At 42.8% G+C, this 25,224-nt stretch carries 16 protein-coding genes and 5 pseudogenes; 13 read left to right on the forward strand and 8 right to left on the reverse strand.

Translation table 11 applies throughout. The annotated features are described in order from the left end of the window. The first annotated feature begins 140 nt into the window (after nucleotides 1–140). The gene (locus tag MSSIT_RS13105; RefSeq protein ID WP_048172914.1) at nucleotides 141–680 is read left to right on the forward strand and encodes a hypothetical protein; all 540 of its coding nucleotides are present in this window, start codon (nucleotides 141–143) and stop codon (nucleotides 678–680) included. A 91-nt stretch (nucleotides 681–771) separates the two neighbouring features. On the opposite strand, the pseudogene MSSIT_RS22370 reads toward MSSIT_RS13105, so the two are convergent. The 3 genes and pseudogenes from MSSIT_RS22370 to MSSIT_RS24945 all read right to left on the reverse strand — a co-directional run. After that, nucleotides 772–912: pseudogene (locus tag MSSIT_RS22370) on the reverse strand (zinc ribbon domain-containing protein); the annotation flags it as partial. Next, the gene (locus MSSIT_RS24940; protein WP_048172915.1) at nucleotides 885–1,196 is read right to left on the reverse strand and encodes a histidine kinase dimerization/phosphoacceptor domain -containing protein; all 312 of its coding nucleotides are present in this window, start codon (nucleotides 1,194–1,196) and stop codon (nucleotides 885–887) included. The pseudogene MSSIT_RS22370 and the gene MSSIT_RS24940, both read right to left, overlap by 28 nt. A gap of 13 nt (nucleotides 1,197–1,209) precedes the next feature. After that, complete coding sequence (locus MSSIT_RS24945; RefSeq protein ID WP_048172916.1) at nucleotides 1,210–1,467, reverse strand: MEDS domain-containing protein; 258 nt, start codon at nucleotides 1,465–1,467, stop codon at nucleotides 1,210–1,212. Nucleotides 1,468–1,689: 222 nt separating this feature from the next. Between MSSIT_RS24945 and MSSIT_RS13120 the strand changes: the two genes are divergently transcribed. The 5 genes from MSSIT_RS13120 (at nucleotide 1,690) to MSSIT_RS13140 (ending at nucleotide 10,116) form a co-directional block, all read left to right on the forward strand. Further along, entirely contained in the window at nucleotides 1,690–3,543 is a 1,854-nt protein-coding gene (locus MSSIT_RS13120; RefSeq protein WP_048172917.1) for a DUF2207 domain-containing protein, read from the forward strand. Nucleotides 3,544–3,594: 51 nt separating this feature from the next. Continuing rightward, the gene (locus tag MSSIT_RS13125; RefSeq protein ID WP_048172918.1) at nucleotides 3,595–4,143 is read left to right on the forward strand and encodes a LemA family protein; all 549 of its coding nucleotides are present in this window, start codon (nucleotides 3,595–3,597) and stop codon (nucleotides 4,141–4,143) included. Nucleotides 4,144–4,513: 370 nt separating this feature from the next. Further along, nucleotides 4,514–7,249 (forward strand): DEAD/DEAH box helicase, encoded by a 2,736-nt coding sequence (locus MSSIT_RS13130; RefSeq protein ID WP_048172920.1) that lies wholly within the window; start codon nucleotides 4,514–4,516, stop codon nucleotides 7,247–7,249. 616 nt (nucleotides 7,250–7,865) lie between these two features. Next, nucleotides 7,866–8,363 (forward strand): inorganic diphosphatase, encoded by a 498-nt coding sequence (locus MSSIT_RS13135; RefSeq protein WP_048172921.1) that lies wholly within the window; start codon nucleotides 7,866–7,868, stop codon nucleotides 8,361–8,363. Nucleotides 8,364–8,664: 301 nt separating this feature from the next. Next, nucleotides 8,665–10,116: an NAD(P)/FAD-dependent oxidoreductase gene (locus MSSIT_RS13140; protein WP_082089001.1), complete on the forward strand. Its 1,452-nt coding sequence runs from the start codon at nucleotides 8,665–8,667 to the stop codon at nucleotides 10,114–10,116. Nucleotides 10,117–10,190: 74 nt separating this feature from the next. Here MSSIT_RS13140 and MSSIT_RS23435 read toward each other — a convergent pair. Continuing rightward, nucleotides 10,191–10,466: pseudogene (locus tag MSSIT_RS23435) on the reverse strand (IS1634 family transposase); the annotation flags it as partial. 131 nt (nucleotides 10,467–10,597) lie between these two features. Next, nucleotides 10,598–11,636: pseudogene (locus MSSIT_RS13145) on the reverse strand (transposase). Nucleotides 11,637–12,810: 1,174 nt separating this feature from the next. Between MSSIT_RS13145 and MSSIT_RS23440 the strand changes: the two are divergent. The 7 genes and pseudogenes from MSSIT_RS23440 (at nucleotide 12,811) to MSSIT_RS13170 (ending at nucleotide 19,376) form a co-directional block, all read left to right on the forward strand. Further along, a complete protein-coding gene (locus MSSIT_RS23440; protein WP_156157342.1) occupies nucleotides 12,811–13,398 on the forward strand; it encodes a hypothetical protein in 588 nt (195 codons plus the stop codon). Nucleotides 13,399–13,865: 467 nt separating this feature from the next. Next, on the forward strand, nucleotides 13,866–14,141 hold the full coding sequence (locus MSSIT_RS24195) for a hypothetical protein (protein ID WP_197080274.1): 276 nt from the start codon (nucleotides 13,866–13,868) through the stop codon (nucleotides 14,139–14,141). Between the two features lie 78 nt (nucleotides 14,142–14,219). Further along, a pseudogene (locus tag MSSIT_RS25730) lies at nucleotides 14,220–14,718 on the forward strand (ISAzo13-like element transposase-related protein). After that, nucleotides 14,711–15,136: pseudogene (locus tag MSSIT_RS25360) on the forward strand (ISAzo13-like element transposase-related protein); the annotation flags it as partial. The pseudogenes MSSIT_RS25730 and MSSIT_RS25360, both read left to right, overlap by 8 nt. A 458-nt stretch (nucleotides 15,137–15,594) precedes the next feature. Next, nucleotides 15,595–17,454, forward strand: a complete 1,860-nt coding sequence (gene iorA, locus MSSIT_RS13160; RefSeq protein ID WP_048172925.1) for an indolepyruvate ferredoxin oxidoreductase subunit alpha — start codon at nucleotides 15,595–15,597, stop codon at nucleotides 17,452–17,454. Further along, nucleotides 17,451–18,062 (forward strand): indolepyruvate oxidoreductase subunit beta, encoded by a 612-nt coding sequence (locus tag MSSIT_RS13165; protein WP_048172927.1) that lies wholly within the window; start codon nucleotides 17,451–17,453, stop codon nucleotides 18,060–18,062. The genes iorA and MSSIT_RS13165 overlap by 4 nt, the downstream gene beginning before the upstream one ends. A 6-nt stretch (nucleotides 18,063–18,068) precedes the next feature. Next, nucleotides 18,069–19,376, forward strand: a complete 1,308-nt coding sequence (locus tag MSSIT_RS13170) for a phenylacetate--CoA ligase family protein (protein WP_048172929.1) — start codon at nucleotides 18,069–18,071, stop codon at nucleotides 19,374–19,376. A gap of 147 nt (nucleotides 19,377–19,523) precedes the next feature. Here MSSIT_RS13170 and MSSIT_RS13175 read toward each other — a convergent pair whose 3' ends face one another. The 3 genes from MSSIT_RS13175 to MSSIT_RS13185 form a co-directional block, all read right to left on the reverse strand. Continuing rightward, entirely contained in the window at nucleotides 19,524–20,663 is a 1,140-nt protein-coding gene (locus MSSIT_RS13175) for a mechanosensitive ion channel family protein (RefSeq protein WP_048172930.1), read from the reverse strand. Nucleotides 20,664–21,009: 346 nt separating this feature from the next. Continuing rightward, entirely contained in the window at nucleotides 21,010–23,439 is a 2,430-nt protein-coding gene (locus MSSIT_RS13180) for a fasciclin domain-containing protein (RefSeq protein ID WP_048172932.1), read from the reverse strand. A 592-nt stretch (nucleotides 23,440–24,031) separates the two neighbouring features. Further along, the gene (locus MSSIT_RS13185; protein WP_048172933.1) at nucleotides 24,032–24,952 is read right to left on the reverse strand and encodes a mechanosensitive ion channel family protein; all 921 of its coding nucleotides are present in this window, start codon (nucleotides 24,950–24,952) and stop codon (nucleotides 24,032–24,034) included. Between the last annotated feature and the right edge of the window lie 272 nt (nucleotides 24,953–25,224).

A 25,224-nucleotide genomic window follows, 5' to 3' on the forward strand; every position in this document is an offset into this window, starting at 1 on the left:
GCACTATTACGGTTATGTAATTTTCATATGCTGTATGTGATCTTCGTATACCGTATATAATTTCTATAGACTGTGTTGGATTTCTCATACACTGTATGCAATTTTCACATCGGTAATTCTGGTTTTCAGTGAGGATGTTTATGAAAAAAGGAATTTTACATCGGGTCATAATTTTTCTCTTTATCTCGGCCTTCCTGACCGCTCAACCCGTGATGGCTGAAACGGACGCTGGATGGGAAACAGAAGAAAACCTATCCATATCAGACATGCCGGAATCACTTGCAGATAGTATAAACTCTCTTTTCGAAGTAATAAATGTGGTTCTTAGTTCTTTTAACAATTTTTTGCAGTGGGCAGTCGGATTACTGGATCTTGCGAGTTCCATGCTGGAATCTTTAGAACAGGCCCTCGGGCTTGTTGATTCAAACACGGAATTGGCAAACTCAAGTGGGAATCTGGGCTATGTATTTGATTCGATAAACCAGAGTAAAGAAGAAATAAACATGAGCAAGCAGATGATAGGTTTTGAGATTGAGGCTGTAAACTCTACTCTTGACGTCATCAATTCCGATCAGGAACCAATGGGTTCGAACCTTGATCAGGTATTTGATTCGTTAAATAAGAGTAAAGAAGAAATAAACATGAGCAGGGAAATGGTAGGTTTTGATGTAGGGGTGTGAACTGGCACTCAGTTAAAGACTGAGTGGCTCTTGGTTCATCCCCCCTCTATTGGGGGCAAGTCCCCAAGCTCTTCCCCACGTTCCGTAGGTGTTACAATCCAATTAGATTTTGATCTATGAGAGCGAATTTCTTGATATTTATAGCGGCATTTATGTCTCTATCATGTTTTGTTTTACAATCAGGGCAAGTTCATTCTCTGTCTTTTAACTGAAGCTCTTTGTTGCGGTATCCATACCAAGAAAAACCTGTTTAAGGTTCGGCTTGAAACTAATCTCTGTATTTTCGGGTTTGTATGGCCTGAAAATGTCTGCAGTCAGCTTCCTGAGATAAGCTGAAAAATCAAGGGTAAAATCAAGGGTATCTATTATATCTCCCTCATACAACTCTTCATGAATGAGAGCCATGGAAATTACGCGGCTCTGGCTTTCCATAAAAGCTTCGACAACTTCCGGAGTTTTACAAACCTTATTTCTGTAAAAAGTTTCGGCCTGAAGGTCGAATAAGGAGGAGATCACCTGCAGGTTATTCCTAATCCGGTGGTGAATTTCTTTTATGCGGATTTTTTTCGATTTTTTGCAGGGCTTCTTTTACTTTCTCCATGTTTAGAGGTTCTGATACAATCCATAAGCAAAACTCGTTATTTTCCAGACCTGCTTTTAAATAGGGAATAGATATATCCAGCAAATCTTCTATCCAGCAAATCTTCTTTAGTACGGTAAAATTGACAGAAAAGTGTTCCCCAGGGCCCATCTCCAATAATATCAACTCCGGAATTTCGAATACCATTTTTCATCTATTTTCCCCGACTTTAAAATAAGGTTGAAAATGCATTGATCTCGGGTAGCCAGTCTGAACACAATGATTCTTCATTAACCATTGAATTCCAAAAGCTTTGTAGAACCTGGATCTTGGAACGACATTAGGAAAATATTAATAATTTTAACTTAATGTAGAGTTGAAGTATAAAAAATTGGATAGAGTCAATGGGATGGAGTTGGAGGAGTCTGTTTGAGGTTTACAAGGGGTTCTGTTAAACCTGTCAGAAAAGCGGGTACTAATTCTGCAGACTTGAAAATAGCTATATTAACTGTTGTTCTGCTGATCCTTCTCTTTCTTACACCTTTAGCCAGTGCCAGAGACTACACGCTGGAAGAGGCTACAAAGAATATAACTATCGACCCAAACGGCCTTGTCCATGTTGACGAATCGATATCCTATACATTCGAAGGCACTTACTTTGAGGTTTTCAGGGACCTCGAAGCGGGTTCGGGAGAATCCATACAGAATATCCAGGGCTATTGTTCGGATGAAGCCTGTACCTTCAGTGTAAGACCTACCGGCAGAGGGTATGAGGTGGTAGGCGGGCTTCCGACCCCGACTCCGGAAGAAGTGACTTTTTTTATTTCATATGACCATTATGGTGCGGTCAAGGTCCACAGCGACGTTTCCGAATTTCATTATAAGCTCTGGGGAGAGGAATGGGAAAAACCTCTCGGAAACCTGAAAGGGAGCATCACGCTACCTGTGGAAAACGAAAGTGAAATCCAGTACTGGATTCATCCTACCGGGTATACACAGACAGCAAGTGTGGAACAAAACGTACTCAATTTGAAAACAACCGAAATACCCGCTAATCAGTGGTATGAAGTCCGGGTTGTTTTCCCGAAAATCGAATCTCGCAATTCCAGCATTGTCCAGATAGACAGCGAGGAGGGGCTGGAGCAAATAAAGTCAATTGAAAACGAATACGAAATGAAAGGCTGGATCTTAAAGGTTCTCTATAATCTGGAAATTGTATTTGCGGTTTTTCTCCTTGCATTCCCCTTCATTATTTATCTCAGGTACGGGAGAGAGCCGAAAATAGATTATGAGGCAATCTACGAAAGAGAGCCTCCTACCGATTCAAAACCGGCCGTGGTCAATGCCATTATGCAGGGGCGGATTGGAACCCCTACAATGGACGGGTTTACGGCCACGGTTATGAACCTTGCTAACCTTGGTTATATCTCTCTTCATGCCATAAAAGAAGAAGAGAGCAGAGTATTCGGCCTCTTCAAAAATGAGTCTGAAGATATTTTTATTAAATTCGCAGATCCACAGGGGGTGAAGGATGGAGTACTCCCGGAGCTTGCAGATTTCGAAAAAGACGTCTTTGACTTATTAAAAAAGCACTCTACTGATGATAAAATCTCCTGGGAGCAGCTCAAAAAAGAACTTGGAAAAGGGACCGAGTTCTATCATTTTGTGCTTGACTGGAATAAAAAGGTTGAACGCAATATAGTAGTTGAGAAACTTTTTCGCTCCACAGGGAACAAATATGTAGTTATTTTCAGTGTGGCAACTATGATCGCGGCAGTTGTTTTTTTATATGGAGTATTCCTAACTTTCCCTTCCGATACATTTCCCATGGCATCGAAAGTTAGATGGCTTGCGATTTTTTTCGTAGCATTCGGGATAATTATGCTCATATTTTCAGGTACGTTCGAAAAGGCCCTGGGCCGCTGGACTCCCGAGGGAAGAGTCTACTATAAACGCTGGAACAACTTCAAAAAATATCTAACAGACTTTTCCGCGCTTAAAGAGCACCCTCCGGAATCAATAAAGATCTGGGACTCGTATCTTGTGTATGCAACCGCTCTTGGGGTGGCAGAAGAAGTCCTCAAGAACATGGCTTTAGTAGTTCCCGACGAACAGCTGAAATACAGCCACTTCTACTATGTGCACCACAGCTACTCCCGGTTCGGTGCCGGTTTCGGGAGAGCCTATGCGGCATCTGCGCCTTCATCCAGCGGTGGTGTCGGAGGCGGGGGTATAGGAGGCGTGGGTGGAGGCTTAGGCGGAGGCGGCGGAGGAGCCAGGTAATGTCGGGAAAGTAAGATCAGGCACTTTTGATACAATGGATGGTGATCTATCTTGGTAGTCGAAATTCTGATAATATTGCTAATGGTTCTGGGTTTACTCTTAGTTATAATTTATAATGATCTTATAAAGCAGCGAAACAGGGTGGAAAATGCCTGGGCTCAGATCGAAGTCCAGCTTAAACGGCGTTATGATCTTATCCCCAACCTGATAGAAACCGTGAAAGGGTATGCAGCCCACGAAAAAACCCTTTTTGAAAATATTACTAAAGCCAGGGCTGCGGTAATGTTTGCAAATACGGTAAATGAAACGGCAGAAGCATCCAATTACCTCTCCTCGACCCTGAAATCCCTTTTCGCAGTTGCAGAAAACTATCCCGACCTTAAAGCCAACCAGAACTTTATGCAGCTCCAGAAAGACCTCATGGAGACCGAAAATAAAATCGCTTACTCAAGGCAGTTTTATAACGATACCGTAATGAAATACAATATCAGCGTCCAGACAATCCCTAAAAATATTGTCGCATCCATGCTGGGATTCCGGAAAAAAGAGTTGTTTGAAGCTGCACAGGCCGAAAGGGAAGTCCCGAAGGTTGAATTCTGATAACTTACACCGGTTCAAGTTACTGAACCAGTTATCAATTTTCAGTTTTTGCGTACATTTTTTTTCATTTTTTCTTCTCAACTTCTCGTATTTTAATCTGTCAGCTTCTTATTCAAAAGTTTGGATAAAGAAGAAAAAAGAATCTTAAGAGTGTGGGTTGTAACCAGTCAATAGATTAATATTATTCCACAGCAAGCTGAATGTGAACCTTCACCTCTTCTGTTCTTTGCCGCCCCCTTTGAGCCTGCGAGACCCGCAGAATGAAGCGTAAGCTTCATTCGCACCTGGAAAAAAGAGGTATCAAAACCTCACGTCCATCGAGGGGACGACCGGACCTGGGATCTGAACAAAATAAAACGGAGCGCCAAAAATGGAAATTTCCCGCCTGCTGAATGAAATAAGAGCTTCCAGCCGCTATGAAAACCAGATAGTCCATGTAGAGGAGATCCCGGCAAAAGATGCCATTTATACCCCTCTTGAGCTGGAAGCAAAGGTAAAAGCTGCTCTTGCAGGCATCGGAATCGAATCCTTATATTCTCATCAGGCGGAAGCAGTCGAAAAGATCAGGGAAGGAAAAGACCTTGTGCTCTGCACAAGCACGGCAAGCGGGAAGTCCCTTACTTACATGATCCCTATTTTTGAAGCTATCCTGAAGGACCCTGAAGCTACCGCTCTTTATATTTCTCCTCTAAATGCCCTTGTAAACGACCAGCTAAAGGCTTTCCTGGAATTTGAAGGGGCACTGGGGTCCGGAGCAGGCATAGCCCGTTATACCGGCGCCCTGAACGCAGCCCAGAAGAGGGAAATCAGGGAAGGGCAGGCAAATGTTGTATTTACAAACCCTGAGATGGTGCACATGAGTTTCCTTGCCTGGCATCATCTCTGGAGGCGCTTTTTCTCAAACCTCAAATTCATTGTTGTTGACGAGAGCCATTACTACCGGGGAGTTATAGGGAGCAATATGGCAAACGTGCTCAGAAGGCTCCTGCGGGTTGCGGAGTATTATGGTGCATCGCCTCAGTTTATCTGCTGTTCGGCAACCATAGGAAACCCGAAAGAACATACTGAAACCCTGCTGGGAAGGAAAGCTGAGGTGGTTGAGAATAACGGCTCTTCACATGGAGCCCAGAAATTTGTGTTCTGGAACCCTCCGCTTTACCTGAACGGAAAGGGGTTCACAATCCGAAGAAGCAGCTTTTCCGAAAGCTCGACCCTTTTTACCCGGGCAGTCCGGGCAGGACTTCAGACCCTTGCCTTTACGCGGTCCAGGCAGGGAGTGGAGCGCATGTACAAGAGCTGCAGGGAACTTTTGAGGGAATGCAAGCTCTCTTCTGCGATCTGCTCTTACAGGAGCGGTTATTTTGACCGGGAAAGGGAAGAGATCGAAAAGAAAATGAATTCCGGAGAACTCAGAGGTGTCATTTCCACAAACGCCCTCGAACTCGGGATTGATATAGGTGGGCTTGATGCCTGTATTCTTGACGGCTATCCCGGCACGGTCATGAGTGCAAGACAACAGGCGGGGAGAGCAGGCAGGAGCGGGAACGAAAGCCTTGTCCTTATGGTAGCCGGCACAAATGCCCTTGACCAGTATTATATGAGAAACCCGAACGACTTTTTTACAAGAAGCAGTGAAAATGCCGTGCTCAACCCTAAAAACCCCTATATCCTGGCAGGGCACCTGCTCTGTGCAGCAAAGGAAATTCCGCTCAGGGCATCCGATGAAAAGTACTTCGGCAAAGGGTATTCAAGAGTTGTTGAGCTTCTGGAAGCCGAAGGGCTGCTTGCAGGGAGCGACCTGAAGTATTCCGTCGACTCTTTTCCTTACAAACACGTCTCCCTCCGGGGGATAGATAATAATACCTACTCTCTGCTCGCCTTTGAAGGGGAAAGGAGCTTTCCTCTCGAAAAAAACATTGAAGAGACCCTGGCTTTCCGGGAATGCCATCCGGGTGCGGTCTATATGCACAGGGGAGAGCCCTTCTATATAAATAGGATCGACCACGAAAAAAAGGAAATACATGCCGTAAAAACGCACGACAGCTACTATACGAAACCCATGATAGATTCCTCGGTCCTGGTGCGGGAGACCTATGCAGTAAAGCCTCTAGAGCACGCCCCAGACGTGGAAGTGGGGCTTGGGGACGTGGAGGTCACGGACACGATCATAGGGTACAGGAAAATCCGGACCCGCAGTGACGAGACCATGAGTGCCCATGACCTTGAGATGCCTCCGATAACCCTTCAGACAGTTGCCCTCTGGCTTAAGCTCCCTAACAGGCTGCAGGAACTGATTGAAGCGCATAAACTTGACTTTGCGGGAGGAATCCATGCCGTTGAACATGCGATGATTTCCATGTACCCTTTGCACCTGCTTGTGGACCGGAGCGATGTTGGAGGGGTTTCAACTCTTTCCCATCCCGACCTCGGAGGTAAGAGCGGAATTTTCATCTACGACGGGCACAGGGGAGGAGTCGGGTATGCCGAAAAAGGCTACGACCTGATCGAGGAGGTCCTTGATGGCACCTTAAAAGCTATTGAGAGCTGCCCCTGCGAAAGCGGCTGTCCTGGCTGTATCCAGTCCCCCAAGTGCGGGAACAACAACGAGCCCCTCGACAAACATGCGGCAATCATGCTCCTGCACGAACTCCTGGGAAAAGCTCCCTACATCCCGCCCGAGAAAAAAGAAAAGCATCTTTCCGAAGCCAGAGCCCTGAAGCAGAGCTCGCAAAAACAGGATACCGGAGACGCCCTTGACAGGGTCAGGAGGCAGCTCAGGCGGGAGACCATAAAACAGGAAGCTCAGGCTAAGCAGGAGAAAAAGGAAAAGACCTTCATTGCCACGGATGAAAACGGGGGAATGATCGGAGTCGTCTCGGCTCTTTCTCCGGAAAAAGCTGCATCAAAGACATTCCACCAGAAATTTGCAGGAAAAAAGGAAGCTACGAGAGAAAAGCCCGTTGAGATCCGGATCCGGGACCTTGGGGCAGGCAGTGATTACCACTTCAAGGCCTGGACCGAACTTTTCGAAAGCACGGAAAACGGGCTTGATCCGGGTGAACCGAAAAAGGCTGTGAGAAAACTGGTTATTCGAAAAATGAGCTGACGAAGGGAAATAATATTCGGATTTGCAGTTTTGGCAGGCTTCCTGTTTAACCGATATATCATTCAAAATAGACAAGGTATCCAAAAATACCCCTTAGTGAATTTCCCGCTTTCTCGTCTTGTGCCGCGCGGGCCTCTGCTTTCCCTGTAGTCAGATACTATGCGGAAATAACTCTGCCCGGCCCCTAAATAATACTTCTTAAATCCAGAGCTGATTTCCGGTTTTACAGGTCTCAAACCTCCGAATTTCAAGCCAGCATTTTTATATTTTTAAGCACATATAGAAACTGATATTATAATTAAATTATAAATCTAGGACCGTGTCTTTCCATGTAGCTATAGCAGGGGGTGCATGGAGAGGTATTCTCCGTCACCCCGGCTCCAAGCCAACAGTTAACAGTTCTGTCTTTAGCTGGGTGAGCAGGTATTTATCAGAGAATCTTTAATCAGGGAACCTTTAATGAACTTTTGAATTAAAGGGTCTTTAGCTGACAGATTAGTGCATGAATTTATTCTCGCGCTATGAAATCAAAGAATATCATGCCTGAAAGTTGATGTTAGCAGGAATAATGAATTAAACAGGTTTTGGGGAAGCCCGACAAACAGGAAGTGTTGATATGACTGAAAGACAGGTTGAAAGTGTGCTTATCGAAATTCCGAAAGGTAGTCGAAACAAATACGAATACGATAAGGAAAAGAAAGTTATCAAATTCGATAGAATGCTTTTTTCTTCAATGGTATATCCCTGTGATTATGGTTTTTTTCCCGATACCTTAGCCCTCGACGGTGATCCTCTGGACGCCATGGTTTTAACATGGGAACCTACATTTCCGGGTTGTGTTATAGACGTACATCCTGTTGCATTGCTTGATATGAAAGATGATAAGGGAAGAGATGAAAAGATACTCTGTGTTCCGGAGACCGACCCATTGTGGAATTATATCGAAACACTTGAACAGGTTCCTCCTCACCTGTTAAAGGAAATCATCCACTTCTTTGAAACTTATAAAAACTTAGAGGGCAAACACGTGATGGTTATTGGTTGGGAAGGCCTCGAAGCAGCAATCGATATGCTCAAGGAAGCCAAATCCCGATATCTTGAACAAAATAAATGATGTAAACATTGAATTTTGTTTTGTTTTTGGGGATAGGGACAGTATTCTAAAATTTCTTTGGATATGTGGCGTCTTCCCAGGAAATTTTAGAAATTTATTGACTTTTTGTATATATTTCCATTCCTGAGTGAAGGTTTTTTTGCCGGATATATCAGATCCCGCGAATGCAGGGGCAGCATTGAGGTGGTTGTAAATATAAGCAGGGTAATAATATGTCAGGGACTGTAGAGATTTCTCAAAGAGTATCAAAAAGTTCACCTTGATGGCTTAAAGAAATTCACAGGTTATTTGGTGCTTAACGTTGAAAATTCCGGGGGAATTGCTCATAGGTAAAGGAAACCAGACTGACGGGGAAGAAAAGATAGGCTCTGCATATGATGTAATAATTGTAGGGGCAGGGCCTGCGGGGATGTTTGCAGCTTACGAGCTTGCAGCCAGGAAGCTGAAAATTCTAGTTATTGATATGGGCAGGGACATTGACAAACGCCTCTGCCCTATGAAAAACCAGAGCTACTGCACACACTGTACTCCCTGTGAGATCATGTGCGGGGTAGGGGGCTGCGGGACTTTTTCGGACGGGACCCTTAACCTTCGGCCTGACATCGGAGGAGACCTTGCAGCCTTGACCGGAGACCAGACCGAGGCCTGGGAGCTGGTGGACAGGGTTGATAAAGTTTTCCTTAAATACGGGGCGCCTCAGGGAGCTCTTCTGACCGAAGGCCCGGAGATAGAGGATCTAAAACGCAGGGCAGCTTCGGTCGGAGCCCGGTTTATCGAAATCAAGCAGAGGCATATAGGTTCGGACAACGCCCCATCGGTCATCGGACACTTCAAACAGGATCTTGTTGATAAAGGTGTATACTTCCTGATAGAGACCGAGGTCCGTGAGCTGCTTATCGAGGAAGAGACGTGTAAAGGGGTCATACTCTCGGGAGGAAAGGTTATCCGTGCACGTTACGTGGTCCTGTCTCCGGGAAGAAGGGGCTGTAATTGGGTCTCGGAAATGATTGAAAAGCATGACATAGAAGCCCGTTACGGAGGAATTGACATAGGAGTCAGGGTGGAAGTCCCTGCAATCATTATGGACCCTGTAACGAAAATTAACCGCGATCCCAAGTTCCATATCCAGAGTAGCCGCTATGATGACTTTGTCAGGACTTTCTGTACTAACCGGCGCGGTTTTGTCGTAAAGGAAGAATATAATGACTTTATTGCAACTAATGGGCATTCAATGACAAATAAAGAGTCCGAAAACACCAATTTTGCTTTTCTTGTCCATATCGAATTGACCGAACCCATGGAAAACACAACCAAATATGCCCGCTCAATAGCAAAACTTGCAACAACAATCGGCGGAGGAAAGCCTGTCCTCCAGCGCATGGGCGACCTCAGGCGCGGAAGACGCTCTACAAAAGAGCGCCTTGCCAAAAATCTGGTCATAAACACCTTAAAAGACGTCACCCCCGGCGATATCTCGATGGCTCTCCCGCACAGGATTGTTATGGACATAATAGAAGGCCTTGAGACCTTAAACGAGATAGTTCCGGGTGTTGCCTCGGACTCAACCCTGCTTTACGCCCCTGAAGTCAAATTCTACGCCATGCACCTGAAAGTCAACCGCCAGATGGAAACCAGTATCAAAAACCTCTTTGCAGCAGGAGACGGAGCAGGGCTATCAAGGGACATAGTCAATGCCGCTGCAACCGGGATCATGGCTGCAGAAGGGATTCTGAAAGAGGTCGAAGAAAATTGAAGAGAACAAATAAGTGATAAAAATATGATTAAGAAATGATTGAAAAATGATTGAAAACCTGACTCCCCATTGAGTTAGGCACATATTCCAAGCGCATCTAATATTTCTTTTTGCTTTTTTGTCCTTTCCATGACAATTTGTTCTCCTTCTGACAGAAGGAGAATTTTGTTCTTTTCAAGTTGCACGATCAAGCTTTCAACAGAGAACTTCTTGTTGAGTTTTGCCTCTTTCATTTCCTTCATCAGCTTCATTCTAATGACCAAAGAAACAAAGCAAATGAACAGATGCCCTTTTTAAGTGCTGTTTTTCTTGACATTGGCCGGTGTAACTTCTATGTAATTTGGCATGAAAATATCTCTGATTTCGCACTCCTGACCCTCGTTCAAAATTTCTGATTATTGGACACCAACATCACATTTTAGAGTTCTGTTAAATTCAGTAGTTCGCTAAAATCTTTCCTCCCCTTTTACTCTCCTTTCATTTATTTCAGACACTCAACTACTGTCCTAACTCTTAACTTTTGTCTCATCCATTCCTCAATTAGAAGTACAAATATTTCAAATCTGAACTTATCCTCGTCTATAACTTGAGGTCCTCTCTTAACGATTGTAAAATGTTTTTTCTGAATGTATAACCAAATATTTTTTAGCAGGAAAGATATAAGTGCATAAAAGTACCTGATCGTTGTGTTTTTAGATGATGTCTTTGGTTTCACCACATTCCCCATCCTGTATTTCACATCCCTTTTTATCTCTTTTTCCTTTCAGATACTTGACATCAATGATAATGTCCAGAAGAATCTTTTTCGTAGAGTTCTTCATGACATATTGCGCACTCCGGGCCTTATTCCCCTTCAGAATCTGCTTCATCTTCTCTCCCTTCTTAACAACGGGAACTATGTGAGGAATACCATTATTTTGCAGGAACTCAAACACGTCTATGGAATAAAACTCTCTATCAAGGCAGAGAACCTTGATTTTAAAATTCAGTCTCTTGATGAGATCAACAAAATAGGAGAGGTATTCAACCATTGTTTTGTCTTTTTCTACAGGAAGAACAGACACAGTAAACCGTTCATTCTTGTTAGTGATGTAAAGGGAAATGTATGAGTAAAAAGAGTTTGTTGATTTTTTTGCCTGGCTACGGATTACATATTTCTCGTTAGACAGATCTGTTTTTCCATAATAAGGATCGTTGGTAAGATCAACAGCGAATTCGTAGTACTTACCGGCTTTTAGCGTTTTTAGAGGCTCTTGAAGGAGAATATTTTCATTGGATAGGATCAATTCGTCCATGTTTAGTTTCTTAAGATGGTAGCGTAGAGAAGTTTCACAAGCAACAGCAGAATACTGTTTTGTGACAGAATGGACGGAATTCTTATCGACTGCCAAACTAACAACAGTACGAATTATGTCTTCATTTGTAAGTGAACCATTGATATTGATAGTTACATGAGATGTGAGAGGTTGTAATACCAAATCAATACAGTGTTTTGACTTTAATTCAATTTTAGAGTTCATGTTCAATAATTTGAGGACACGACCATTAATTTTATCTACAGGAAAATAGAATCATCTTGTTTAAAAAACAGATTACATTATTGCAATAAATGAAGATGTGAACAAAACATATAACCTGTTTTATCAACCTGTTTTATCCTCATACAAATGATAAAATTGTAACTTTAGCTACTGGTCTAGATCTAAGTAATTTTTATCCGTGAGCTGATCCCAAAGCTCAAAATTTGTTTCTTTGGATCTCATATTTGGGTGGCAAATCGAGCCTTTAATTATGCAAACAATCCTGAATAATTCTGATAATTGGGATTAAAACTGGGTTTTGGGATGAGCTCCATTAAATAAAGGTAACTTACTCTCAAATTTGATGTACGTACAATTATTTCAAAAATGATTCAAATATACTCTATGAGTTGATAGATTGTTTCATAGATCAATGTCGAATAAAATTATGTATTTATTGTATGTACAACTGACAGTAATTTTGATTATATTCCTTTTAAGCCAGAGGTTTAATATTCATTCGCCTATCTGTGTATTTTGGATCTTAGTAGTTGCAATTACCTGTATAATTTGTATACAAATCACATCGTTCAACCGCAATTCGAATAAATATATGATTCTATTTCAGATAATCGTTTTTTCATGGATAATGCGCACAATTTTTATTCCAAATACAGGGTTTTTTGGTCACGATCCTTATAAAGAGATGGAAGTTGTAAATGTCATTCTTAATAATGGTTGGGATTTGGACTCGGACATTTTCTCAAGTTATAGATATCAATATAGTTACCCGATCCTATATGAATTAATTATAATGGGTTCTCAAGTTTTAGGCACGAGTGTATTTTCTGTGGCTCGTTGGTTTCCATTATTATATAACACCTCATCACTATTATTCATCTATTTGTTCTCAAATCATTTGTTTAATTCTGATAAATCGTCTCTACTGTCAGTATTTGGTGCATCTATGTTATATCAATCTATGATGTTTCATACATTGCCAATAAGAGAAAGTATTGCGTTTATTTTTTTCGTCGCATTTTTATATGTTTATTTTAAAGAAAAAAAACCTAGTGTATTATTTACCATACTTGCACTATTATTCATAGTAATGATAACTTTGTCTCATCATCTTACCTCATTCCTTATTTTTTTGTTTGTATTTTTACATATATTGGTTAATAGTGTATGTAAAATACTCGAAACAATAGCTCCAGAAAAATTGTATTTCATCCCTGATAGTAGAGGATTTAATATTCTTGCTTATATTCTTGTTTTAGTAATAGGATATTGGATCTATTTGAGATATTCCCCATTGAATATAATTGCTTACGCTTTTGAAGAAAGTGCATATCTTGATCCAGGTCATGGAATGATCGTCCCAAATAACCTTAAATTCATTGTACTTGTAAATGGAGAATATATTTTTGCATCTGCTTTTGCATTTTTTTCAATTTATTCAATCACTTTGTGCAATAATAGGATGAGAATCAATTTGACACTTATCTTTTGGGCCGCATTAATGGGTATAATGTCAATTCTATCATTGAAAGGAATGGTGCTTAGGACCGAAAGTGTAGCTTTTGCTTCGCGGTTCCAAAGTTTTGGCTATATTTCTTTATTCGTTCTTTCTGGATCTATCATTGATTTAAAGAATCAAAAAGGTAGAATGTTCAACGAAATAAATGCCACTGTTATACTTCTATATTTTTTATTTATTTTGTTTAACATATATCGAATACCAGTTGAGTTATATACGTAAATTCAATAAATAAGGGATTGTATATTTTGACTCACCTTTCAAAGATGAGTGATTTTCCGTTATCTTCTGGCTTCGTTTGTGGGTAGTGTCCTTAAATCATTGACTTAACTTTATATAATTTTAAATTTATTCTCATTTGGGGGAATCTTAATCACTTCTGAAATCGATTTTTCACAATTTTTTTGCTGGAACCCCATATTTGACAGAAGCACACATTGTATAATGTTTAAATGGGCTTTATGCTTCTGTTTTCTCAATACAATTCAAAGTTTAGGAATAATAAATATATAACTTCAAGTATTTCTGTTCTCAATCTATAATTCCGATAATATTCGATTAAATGCACATTTCGAACCCTGGCACTCTTGTGTTAAGTTACTGTATAAAAGGATTATTTTGCTGACATAAAGTCAACAAAATAACCTGAAATCATGCATTATTTGCCTATAATGGCAGGGGTCCGAAATGTGCAATTAAGGACAAAAACGGAACTGAATTTAATGGCATGCAAAAAATATTCAGAAGAAATTGAAAAGCAAATGAAAGCATTTTATGCTTCTTTGAATGAGAAAAACAGAAGAAGATATGCAGCAATAGAAGCAATTAAATTAGGTTATGGGGGACAAAAATACATAAGTGATGTTCTGGGCTGTCATTTTCAAACTGTTATGGCTGGAATTCATGAAATTACTAATGGTACCGAAACACCTGAAGGTCGGATTCGAAAGCCTGGAGGGGGGTAAGAAGAAAATCATCGATATGGTTGATAATATTGATGAAGTTTTCTTTGAGATCTTAAAAGGCCATAGGGCTTCCAGCCTATGGATGAAGGAATAAAATGGACAAACCTGAATCGTACCGAAATTTCAAAGGCTTTTAACTCCAGAGGTATGAATATATCTCCCTATGTAGTAAAGCAGCTTTTGGAGAAACATGGTTTTGTAAAGAGAAAAATGCAAAAAACAGTAACTATGAAAGACTGCAAAGACAGAAACGAGCAATTTGAGAGAATTAAAGAGTTGAAAGAAGAGTACTCTGAAAGCGAAAATCCGATTATCAGTATAGATGTGAAAAAAGGAATTCTTAGGCAATTTCTACAGGGATGGGATAATTTATTGTACGGAGACGTTAAAGGTTTATGATCACGATTTCAATACGTTTTCAGATGGTATTGTAATTCCACATGGGATATACGACCTCAAACGTAAAAAAGGGTACATCACCCTGGGAACCAGTAAGGATATACAAGCGAGTTTTGTTGTGACTGCATTAAATACTTGTGGGAAAACTACGGTAAAAAGATTACCGCAAGGCATATAGCATCTTAATATTAGCTGATGGTGGCGGAAGTAACTCAAGTAGGCATTATATTTTCAAGCAAGACTTACAAAAACTGGTTAATGAAATTGGGATTGAAATCAGAATGGCTCACTATCCACCATATACTTCGAAATACAATCCAATAGAATACAGATTATTCTGCCATGTTACAAGTGCCTGCAAAGGTGCTGTTTTTACCAGTCTTGATGTGGTTAAGAGTCTTATTGATAAGACTTCTACATCAAAAGGACTGAAAGTGTTTTCAACTATCAAAAATAAAGTTTATGCCACAGGAAGAAAAGTAAGTGAAAACTTCAAGCAAAACATGAAAATTGTCTTTGATGATTATTTGGGGAAATGGAATTATAGAGCCATTCCCCCAAGTGAAAACTTGAAGTTATATTCAGAGTATTCCTAAACGAAATCTGCAACATTTTATTATAAACTTAACAGTCATGTGCTTTTACGACACTATCTTCGTAACTTCCCCAGAACTCTCTGAGAATTGCAATTCAGGGTTCTTTTTAGTGTGTGATCTTCAGGTTCGAATTTTGCATTAATCTTTGTCTTTTTATAGATCAAGTTTCCTTAATCTACAAGTTCCCTTAATTCTACACGCACTCCCCAAAAACAAAAACTTTATATTCAAATTTTACGTTCTTCTTCCGGGCAACATTGTACATAGATGTGCGTCGCATATCAATAACGTAAAAATGCGGCGAAATATCCTGATGTGTTTTCTCTGATTCTCAATGATTTTGTAAGATTCTTTGGGAATTCAGGTTCGTTTTCAACCTCATTTTATTTCTGTTGAGGCTTGTCAAACTTTATCCAGTTGATTAATAATGTATTACCCGCTATCCGAGATGAGTTTATTTGACTGAGAAAAGACTGTTAATGGGTAATGAAGCCATTGCACTTGGAGCGATAGAAGCCAGCGTACAGGTGGTTACGGGGTATCCGGGGACGCCTTCGACCGAAGCTCTGGAGACGGTTGTCCGGTATGCGGACAGGTGCGGGATTTATACCGAGTGGTCGAACAACGAAAAGGTTGCGCTTGAAACGGCTGTGGGAGCGGCTTATTCCGGGGCAAAGGCGCTTGTGACTATGAAGCAGGTCGGGCTAAATGTCGCATCCGACCCCCTGATGAGCCTGAGCTACATCGGGGTAAAGGGGGCTCTTGTCCTGCTTGTTGCAGACGATCCGGGGCCTCATTCCTCGCAGACCGAGCAGGATACAAGAGTTTTCGGGCATTTTGCAAACATCCCTGTCCTTGACCCTGCAAACCCGCAGGAAGCGTATGAGCTTACAAAGCTGGCTTTTGAGCTTTCGCATGAATTCGAAGTTCCTGTCATCCTCAGGACCACCACAAGGGTCTCACACAGTTGTGGAGATGTTGAGCTTGCAGTCCCGGAACCTGCCCGGGTTGAAGCTTCATGCGAGGGCTTTGTAAAGGACAGGCGCTGGACAATTTTCCCGAGACTTACTGCGGAGAGGCATCCCTGGCTTGAAAATGTGCAGGTACAGCTTTCCGGGCGTTTTTCGGAGCTTCCGTACAATTCCGTTTCAGGAAGCGGAAAAATCGGGATTATAGCCTCGGGGGTTTCAGCCCTCTATGTAAAGGAGGCTGTAAAGGGTTCTGACGGGCTTTTCACTCTCTTCCGGGTCGGGACGGTGCATCCGTTTCCCGAACAGGTAGCTCTTTCCTTCTTAAAAGGGGTCGAAAAACTGATCGTGGTCGAAGAACTTGATCCTTACCTTGAAGAACAGGCCCTCCAGCTTATAGGAAAGGCTCATCTGCCAGTTGATGTTTACGGGAAAAAGAACGGATTTTTCCCGGTGAGCGGGGAATACAATGTGGATATTGTTATTGATGGCGTTAATAAAGTGCTTGCCGAGCTCGGAGAGCCTTCCAGCCTTTCCCATGCTTCTCCTTCCGTTTTAAGGGAAGAGCTTCCACCCCTGCCGGTTCGGGCTCCGACCCTCTGTGCGGGTTGCATGCACAGGACTGTTTTTTACGCTTTCAAGCAGGCTGCAAAGCAGCTTAAAAAAGACTCTCAGATCGAAACTATTTTTTCCGGGGATATCGGCTGTTATACCCTTGGAAATGCTTTTCCTCTCAACATGGTTGAGACCTGCCTCTGCATGGGGGCAGGGATGAGCATTGCCGGCGGGCTTTCCCGCACGAACCCGGAGGTTAAGCAGGTGGCTTTTATCGGGGACTCAACCTTTTTCCACTCAGGTATCCCGGCTGTGGTAAATGCGGTATACAACGGAGCCGATGTAACCCTTGCAGTCCTTGACAACCGCACGACTGCCATGACAGGACACCAGCCCCATCCCGGAATAGGGGTTACTGTCCTCGGGAACCCTTCTAAAGCCATCGATATTGCCGGTGTGATCAGGAGCTGTGGGGTTGACTCTGTAAGGACTGTGGAAACAGTCAGTCTTGAAGGCTGCATCGAGGCAGCAAAGGAAGCCATGGAATTCAAAGGACCTTCTGCAATCGTGTTTAAAGGTAACTGTGTCGGGATTACAAAATCCGGGATAAAACTTACAATCGATCCTGAAAGCTGCACAGGCTGCGGGTTCTGCGTAAAGCAGCTTGGCTGCCCTGCAATATTCCTCCCTTCGGGAGACGAAAAACCCGTAATTCTGGACAGCTGCAGCGGCTGCGGGCTCTGTTCACAGATCTGTCCTTCGGGAGCCATAAGCGAAGGTGGTGTGAAGAAATGAAATATGATGTTCTGGTTGCGGGTGTCGGAGGGCAGGGTGTTGTGCTTGCTTCCCGCATGCTCGCACTTGCTGCAATGAAAGCCGGGTTCCGGGTGAGCACTGCCGAAACCATAGGCATGTCCCAGAGGGAGGGATCGGTAAGCAGCCATATAAGAATCGGAGATGAGATATCGGGCTCCCTTATACCTGCAGGGCAGGCCGACCTTCTCATAGGGTTCGAACCTGCAGAAACCGTAAGAAACCTGCCTTTCCTGAAAAAAGGCGGAAAAATCCTGCTGAACTCTCATGCCATAGCTCCTGCATCAAAGCCTCCGGGAAGTCCCGAATATACCCCCGGAGCTTTGCTGACCTTTCTGAAAGCCCGCTTTCCTGATATTCTCTGCCTTGATTTTACCCGACTTGCAGAAGAGGCAGGAACGTACAGGGCAGCCAATGTTGCAATGCTGGGAGCGGCTGCAGGTGCGGAAATGCTGCCTTTTTCAAAGGAAACCATTCTTTCAGTAATTGAAACCGAAATTCCTGAAAAACACAGGGCTGTAAACAGGGCTGCGTTTGAAGGTGCAATCAAAGAAATTAAGCCAGTCACCCTGACAGGGAACAGAAGGTGAAATAAAATGTATGAAGCATCTTTGGAGGCTGAGCTCGACCCGGAAGTCCAGCTCTACCACCCCAAAATCTCTGAAGAAGATACCCTTGCAAAACTGAAGAACCTGCTTAAACGAGCGGTTGAAGGCAGTCCCTTTTACCGGAAGAAGTTCAAAGAAGCAAAAGTGGACATCGAGAAAATCCTGTCCCTTGAGGATCTCAAACTCCTGCCTTTCACCCACAAAGAGGAACTGAGAGACGCCTATCCCCTCGGACTTCAGGCAGTACAGGATTCCGAAGTCGTAAGAATCCACTCGTCTTCGGGGACAACCGGCAAGCCTGTCATTATTCCCTATACCAGGAAAGACGTTGATGCCTGGGCCGAGCAGATGATGCGCTGCTACATGCTGGCGGGGCTTACCAACCAGGACAGGATCCAGATAACTCCCGGATACGGACTCTGGACCGCAGGAATAGGGTTCCAGCTCGGAGCCGAGCGCCTAGGAGCAATGGCAATCCCTACAGGTCCCGGAAATACCGAAAAACAACTTGAAATGTTTGTCGACATCAAGTCCACAGCCCTTGCAAGCACCTCTTCATACGCGCTTTTACTTGCCGAAGAGATCGAAAAAAGAGGCTTAAAGGACAAAATCCACCTCAAGGTAGGGATTATCGGTTCCGAGCGCTGGAGCGAAAAGATGCGCAGCCGGATCGAGACCGAACTCGGGATCGAAACCTTTGACATCTACGGGCTGACCGAAATTTACGGGCCCGGAATTGCTCTTGACTGCTCCTATCACGAAGGGATGCATTACTGGTCCGACTACCTGCTTTTTGAGATCATCGACCCAATCACCGGCGAGCAGCTTCCTGACGGCACCCTGGGCGAGCTTGTAATTACCACCCTCACAAAGGAAGGAGCTCCCCTGATCCGCTACAGGACAAGAGACCTGACCAGAATAATTCCCGGGCTCTGCAAATGCGGCTGCCCCTTCCCGAGAATTGACCGGATTTTAGGACGATCGGACGACCGTATTAAGTTCAAGGCCGTAAATATCTATCCCGGCCAGATCGAGGACATCACCCACAGGGTCCCCGGTGTCAGCAGTGAGTACCAGATTCTCCTTACCCGCAAAGATGGCAGGGACAGCATGACCTTCAGGGTTGAAATCGAAGGAGCTGAAGACCTGGCAATAAAAGCAAAAACCGAAAAAGCTCTGGGAAAAGCCTTCAAGGACTTTATCGGGGTAACTGTGGATATTGCGGGCGTAAAAATCGGGGAACTTCCACGAAGCATGAAAAAGACAAAAAGGGTGATCGATGAAAGGGAACTTTAAACCCTTTCATCACTTAATTTCCTTAAATCAACCTTTGATCGGCTTTTGACAGACCTCTTTTTTACCCTGCCGCTGCCTTTTTAATCCTATCTCTACTCTGTGATACTGGCCCCGGATCTGTTTCAGTTTTATTGGACCGGTTCGGTCTTATTGACCATTTTCATTTTCGAATTTATCACCAATATCAGTTAACCTGCTTCGTTGAGCATATGAAACTTTACTATCTCCCGCCGTAGCAGCTCTTCCTGAAGCCTTCTCTTTCTCGATATCGGTCTTGTACACGATAGTCCTGTAGGGGAATGGAATTTCGATGCCTTCGCTGTCAAAGCGCCTTTTAATTGCTTCCCTTAATTCACAGCCCGAGCTGTATGCATCGCCTCTGTCCTTAAACCAGACATAGAGGCGGAGATTTACGGCAAAATCCCCAAGCTCTGTGAGTTGTACCTTAACCTCCCCTCTTTCCTTGAAATCCGGGTCTACGGTATGAAGTATGGACAGATCCATAAGCCCGTTTGCAAGAGTCTCGGGTTTCAGGAAACTGGGCTTTACAATGCTGTACTCGAGGGTCTGTGGAGGCATTACCAGGGGATGCTTTCGGGCCTCTTCAATCATGATTTTTCTTGCCAGGCTGATATCGGAGTCATAGCTTATTCCGATATCTATAGGCCAGATAATGGCAGGGTCTTCTATGGTCCAGTTAATGATCGCCTCGTTGCTGATTACCGAGTTCGGGATAATAAGACGCCTGTTATCCCAGGTTATGATTACTGTATGTCTGAGGTTAAGATCCGTAACCTTTCCGTATTCATTCATAATGTTCAGCCGGTCTCCAACCCTGAAAGGTTGAAAAAGGGTAAGAGAAATGCCTGCAATAATGTTGCTCAGCGTGCTCTGGGCTGCAAAACCGATAACTATAGCAGCAAGCCCTGCTCCGGAAAAGAGAGCTACAGAAAGAGTGTGCAGGCCAGGAATGACAAATATTATAACAACCAGCCCGATAAAGTAGATCGCTGCAACCGTGATGTGTCTGAACATCCGGAAAGCAGTTATATCCATCCGCAACTTGCTGCTTGCCCTTTTGAAGTAACTTTCCATAAGGTGGTTTACAGTCCTTGCGACAAGGATGGTTCCCATGCCTATGAACACTATAAATATCAATGTACCGAGGTTATTCGAGAACCAGGTGACTGTATCACCTAATAATCTGTCAAAGTTAGAAAGGTTTGCTCCAAGAGTTGTATTCGAAGTATTGTTCAAAGTATCCAGGGTTGGCATGCGCTCAACCATTGGCAGGAAGCTTTATATAAATATTGATTTTAAAAACTAAGTAATTAAAGAAGTTCAAAGAAAGTTATCTAAAAGTGAATTGAAGTCTCAGGAACGAATAAAAAGTCAGCTGGACAAGGGAAAAATAATTAAAATAAGAAGTAAATTTGAGTAAAAAGAGATTTGAGTAAAAAAGAAGTTCCATAAATGGAAGCTTCCTTTTTCTCTTGTAAGGACTTTTTTCCTAAAGATTTTTTCCTGTTTTTTTGGCTTTCTTGTATTCTCCGGTTTTTACTAATTTTCACTCTTTTTTCGTGGTTTTTACGGATATTTTAAGTTTCTCGTACACTTATTTCAGGTTACTCCCTCAGGCATACAGGCTTTCCTCTTTCACAAAAACCCAGTAACCCCGATAGGGTTCGACTTCAAATTCGTCCGCACCTAACTGGTTTTCTTCCAGGGTCCCGTTAAGGCTGTTGTAACCGACATACTGGTGGTAACCCGTAGTGTTATTGCCCGGCACCCAGGGCCCGACAACTTTTGCATACGTGTCGTTAATGGATGCAAACGCAGTTTGTGCAGAGACAGTCTCGTTTACAGGTGAACCCAGCGCGTTCCAGCCCGGATAGGCCTGCAGGCTCGGCGGAACGGTAACCAGCTTCTTTTCAACGGAAGCAAACTGCTCTTCAGCATTGAACTCGGTTCCGTTGGGGATATTAATCCAGTAGCCCTTCAGAGGTTCAATGTTTGAGACGTCTTCGAAGAGTTTGGTTGAAGCGTTGTAGTAAATCAGTGAGCTATAGTTCACATCCGAAAGCAGATAATCAACGCTTGTATTGTTGGCTTCGAAGGGAATCGAGAAGAAGTACCAGTCTCCTCCCAGGTCTTCAGTCTGATTTCCGTCAGTCTGATTTCCGTCAGTCTGATTTCCGTCAGTCTGATTTCCGTCAGTCTGATTTCCATCAGTCTGGTTTCCATCGGAAGGAATCCCGATATCCGGAGGGATGAGCACTTTATCGATTATGCAGATAACTCCATTGTTCACAATGATTAGCTGCGTGACAGTTGCGTTTTGTATTGTGATATTGTCCCCTACCATCTTGATGTCGAGCGTGTCGCCTTGAATATTATCAACGGCATTCATGCTGGCAAGCTGTTCGCGGGTATACTTCCCCCTGGCCACGTGATAGGAAAGAACTTTCCTTAGCAGGGTGGTATTGTTCATAAGCTGATCACGTGTTTGTGCAGGCAGCTGATCGAAGGCTTCGTTGCTCGGAACAAAGACAGTAAACGGACCTGTTTCGTTAAGGGCCTGCGTCAGGTTTGCAGCCTTCGTTGCGTTTACAAACGTCGTTAATCCCGTCTGGTTCTGTGCTGCCTGGATGATGGTTTCTCTTGCCATCATTTCGTTAACAGTGATGTTAACCACGTAGGTTGCATTCTCGATTGCGGCTTCTCCACCTTCTTCTGTTGTGTACCAGAAGCTGAGATTGTCCCCGGCACTTACAGGGTTCATTCCGAAGTCTGCTTCAGCCGGCTCTCCGTTGATGCAGAGGAACCACATCTCTCCGGTAGTATTATTGTTCTCGATTCCCTCTATGCCCTCAAGCACAAATGACACGTTAGTCATGTTTTCAGTCATGTTTTCGGTTACATTTCCGGTCATGTTTCCATCAGTCATGTTTTCGGTTGCATTTCCGGTCATGTTTCCATCAGTCATGTTTTCGGTTGCATTTCCGTCGGCCATGTTCTGCATTAAAGACACGTTCAAATCGAGTCCCGTTGCATATAGAGCTCCGAAGTCCGTGAGGTTGCCTATTGTATAGGACTGAGTGGCATTTGCCGGCATGAAGGTGAAGTTTCCTTCGGCCAGGTTCACGGTATCATTATAGAGTACTGTAAAGTTTTGTTCCGGCTCAGGTCCCATCCCTTCGTCTACAGCGATGGTAATGTTAGCTACATAGGTTGCACTGGCTTCTCCACCATCTTCTGTTGTATACCAGAAGCTGAGTTTATCCCCGGCACTTACAGGGTTCAGTCCTAAGTTTTCTTCAGCCGGTTCGCCGTTGATGTAGATAAACCACCTCTCTCCGGTAGTGTTGTTGTTCTCGACCCCCTCCATGCTCTTAAGCACAAATGACACGTTGGTCATGTTAGTCACATTTCCGGTCATGTTCTGTGCTAAGGCAGCGTTAAAGTTGAGTCCCGTTGCATATAGAGCTCCGAAGTCTGTGAGATTGTCTATTGTATAATTATTGACAGTATCCGGCCTGAACACGACATTTCTTTCAGTCAGGTTTACAGTATCATTATAGATTACTGTCAGGTTTTGTTCCTTTTCTTCAGGCGGGATAAGTACTGCATCTATTGCATGAACTACTCCGTTGCTGGCATTAATTTCCGGAACTATGACCTGTGCATCTCCTACGAATACCCCTTCTTCAGTTGCATTGACAGGTAGGTCGCTTCCCTGAAGGGTTGTGACGTTGCTTACGTTAACCAGGTCTTCTGCCATCAGAGTCCCGTTTGTGACGTGATAAAGAAGCACCTTTTCAAGGGCGTCAGGGTCTTCTTTTAGGCCCTCAAGTGTGGTTTTCGACACATTCTCAAAAGCGGCGTCCGTCGGAACAAACACCGTATAAGGTTCTTCCCCGGCAAGGGTAGTATTGAGGCTGCTGTTATTGAAGAAACCTGAGATGATAGTGAAATTTCCATTTTCACCTATCAAGTCCAGTATGGTGGTTGTCCCGTCATCCTGTGCCGAACCGGTACAGGTAGCTGCGCTTAATAATAACAAACTAATAAAAGCACAAGTTAAACTGGTAAATCCCGATCTAATCCAAATTCCCCCCGATTTTTCCCTTCAGCAGACCCTGTATCCATTCTCTATCAGATCCATACCCCCGTTTTTGTCTGGCTGAAGTTTTGTTTCGTGTGAATATGTATGACTTCCAATTTTATATATCATACAAAGAGTATTTGTATTTTCTTATTAATATTATATTACAAAGAAAGGCTTCATTTTTATAAAAATTCGTTTAAATCTTATAATAATAAAAGTCCGCCAATCCGACATCTGAAAATTCAATTTTTTACCTGATTTTCCCGGGAGAAAATTCATTTTCCCATTCACACCGGGATTTAAAGCCCTTCTTTCTTCCAATCAACCCTTTTAGAAATACGGTGACAGCTTTTTCTCAATAAAAAAATCTCAAATACAGGATAAATAGAAAAAGGAATAGAATAATTATTATTTTTTATTTGTCTCTAAAAAATAGCCTTCTAAAGTTGAAAAAAACCTGTATAATATAGATTAAACACTTATTTTTATATATAAACTTGTTAAATGCCAGAAACAATATTTTAAACAAAAAAATGAAAGGAAGCAATTACTTCCTTTCTCTGGCATAAGCAACAATAGCGTCTTTGACCCCGTATTTGAATGCCACCACGATAGCAATTCCCCATGCCAGTGGCCCGAAGAACAGGTAAAGGATACTGGTATCAATTAGCATTGTATCCAGGGCAACCAGAATCACAATAAGAAGCAGGAAGCCCCTGAGGAGAGGAAGAATGATATCTGCTCCTTCTATCTCCATACCCTTGACAGTATTACTCAGGTAATCCATTACTATGTCTATAGAAAGAATTCCTATCACCAGGATCAGGATAGCTATGATGACACGTGGCAAGTATTGAGTAATATCTATCAACAGAATGCTAATCATATTTAACCGCAGGATATCAGACGCAGCCGTCAGGAAAATCAGATACCCGAATATTCTGATGATTCCAGCCACGATGCCTGAAGCTGTCAGTCCCCCGGATTTAATTGAAGCTCCGAAAGTAGTCTGTTCAAGTTTCTCATCTACTCCAGTTGAAATAAGCACATTCTTGAGCAGGTCGCAAATGAAGTCCACAATCAGCAAACCTATAAGCAGAACAACGAGAGCAGAGATTACAAGCGGGATGTAGAATATTACGAGATCAACGAAATTATTCACAACCCCGATGTTCAGAATGTCCAGAATGATTAAAGCGAAGATAATGTAGACGAACCAGCGGATGACTGCATCAAAAAAGCCTACCGTACTCATCTGTCCTCGTTTTATCATTCCACCTATCACGGTTTTGTCAACCAGATCATCAAGTCCTATTTTGTCCAGTATTTTCGCACCGATTTTTCCGAGAAACTTTCCCAATATTATTCCTACAATAATAAGAATAATTATGGCTACCAATGTAGGAATAAAAGCTATGAACTGGTCAAACATAGCATACAGACTATTCGTAATTTCAGTCCCAACCATATTAATACCCCTATACTTTAGCTTTAAACTGAAGACCTTTCCATTTTCCCCTAATTTTGGAAAAATCTACTACATATTTAACATATTATACTGTGGTATATATAAATATATTTAACTACAAACATTTAAATAACTTATTTCAAAGTTAAGAGCCAGCTTACACTGAAAATAATCCAATTTGCTTCAAAAGCCGAATATAAGATTCGGCAAAAAAGATCAGGCACAGAGCTTAAATTGATATAATTTCCATTAACTTAAGTGTTTATTTTTTG

Source organism: Methanosarcina siciliae T4/M (assembly GCF_000970085.1).
Classification (GTDB): Archaea; Halobacteriota; Methanosarcinia; order Methanosarcinales; family Methanosarcinaceae; genus Methanosarcina; species Methanosarcina siciliae.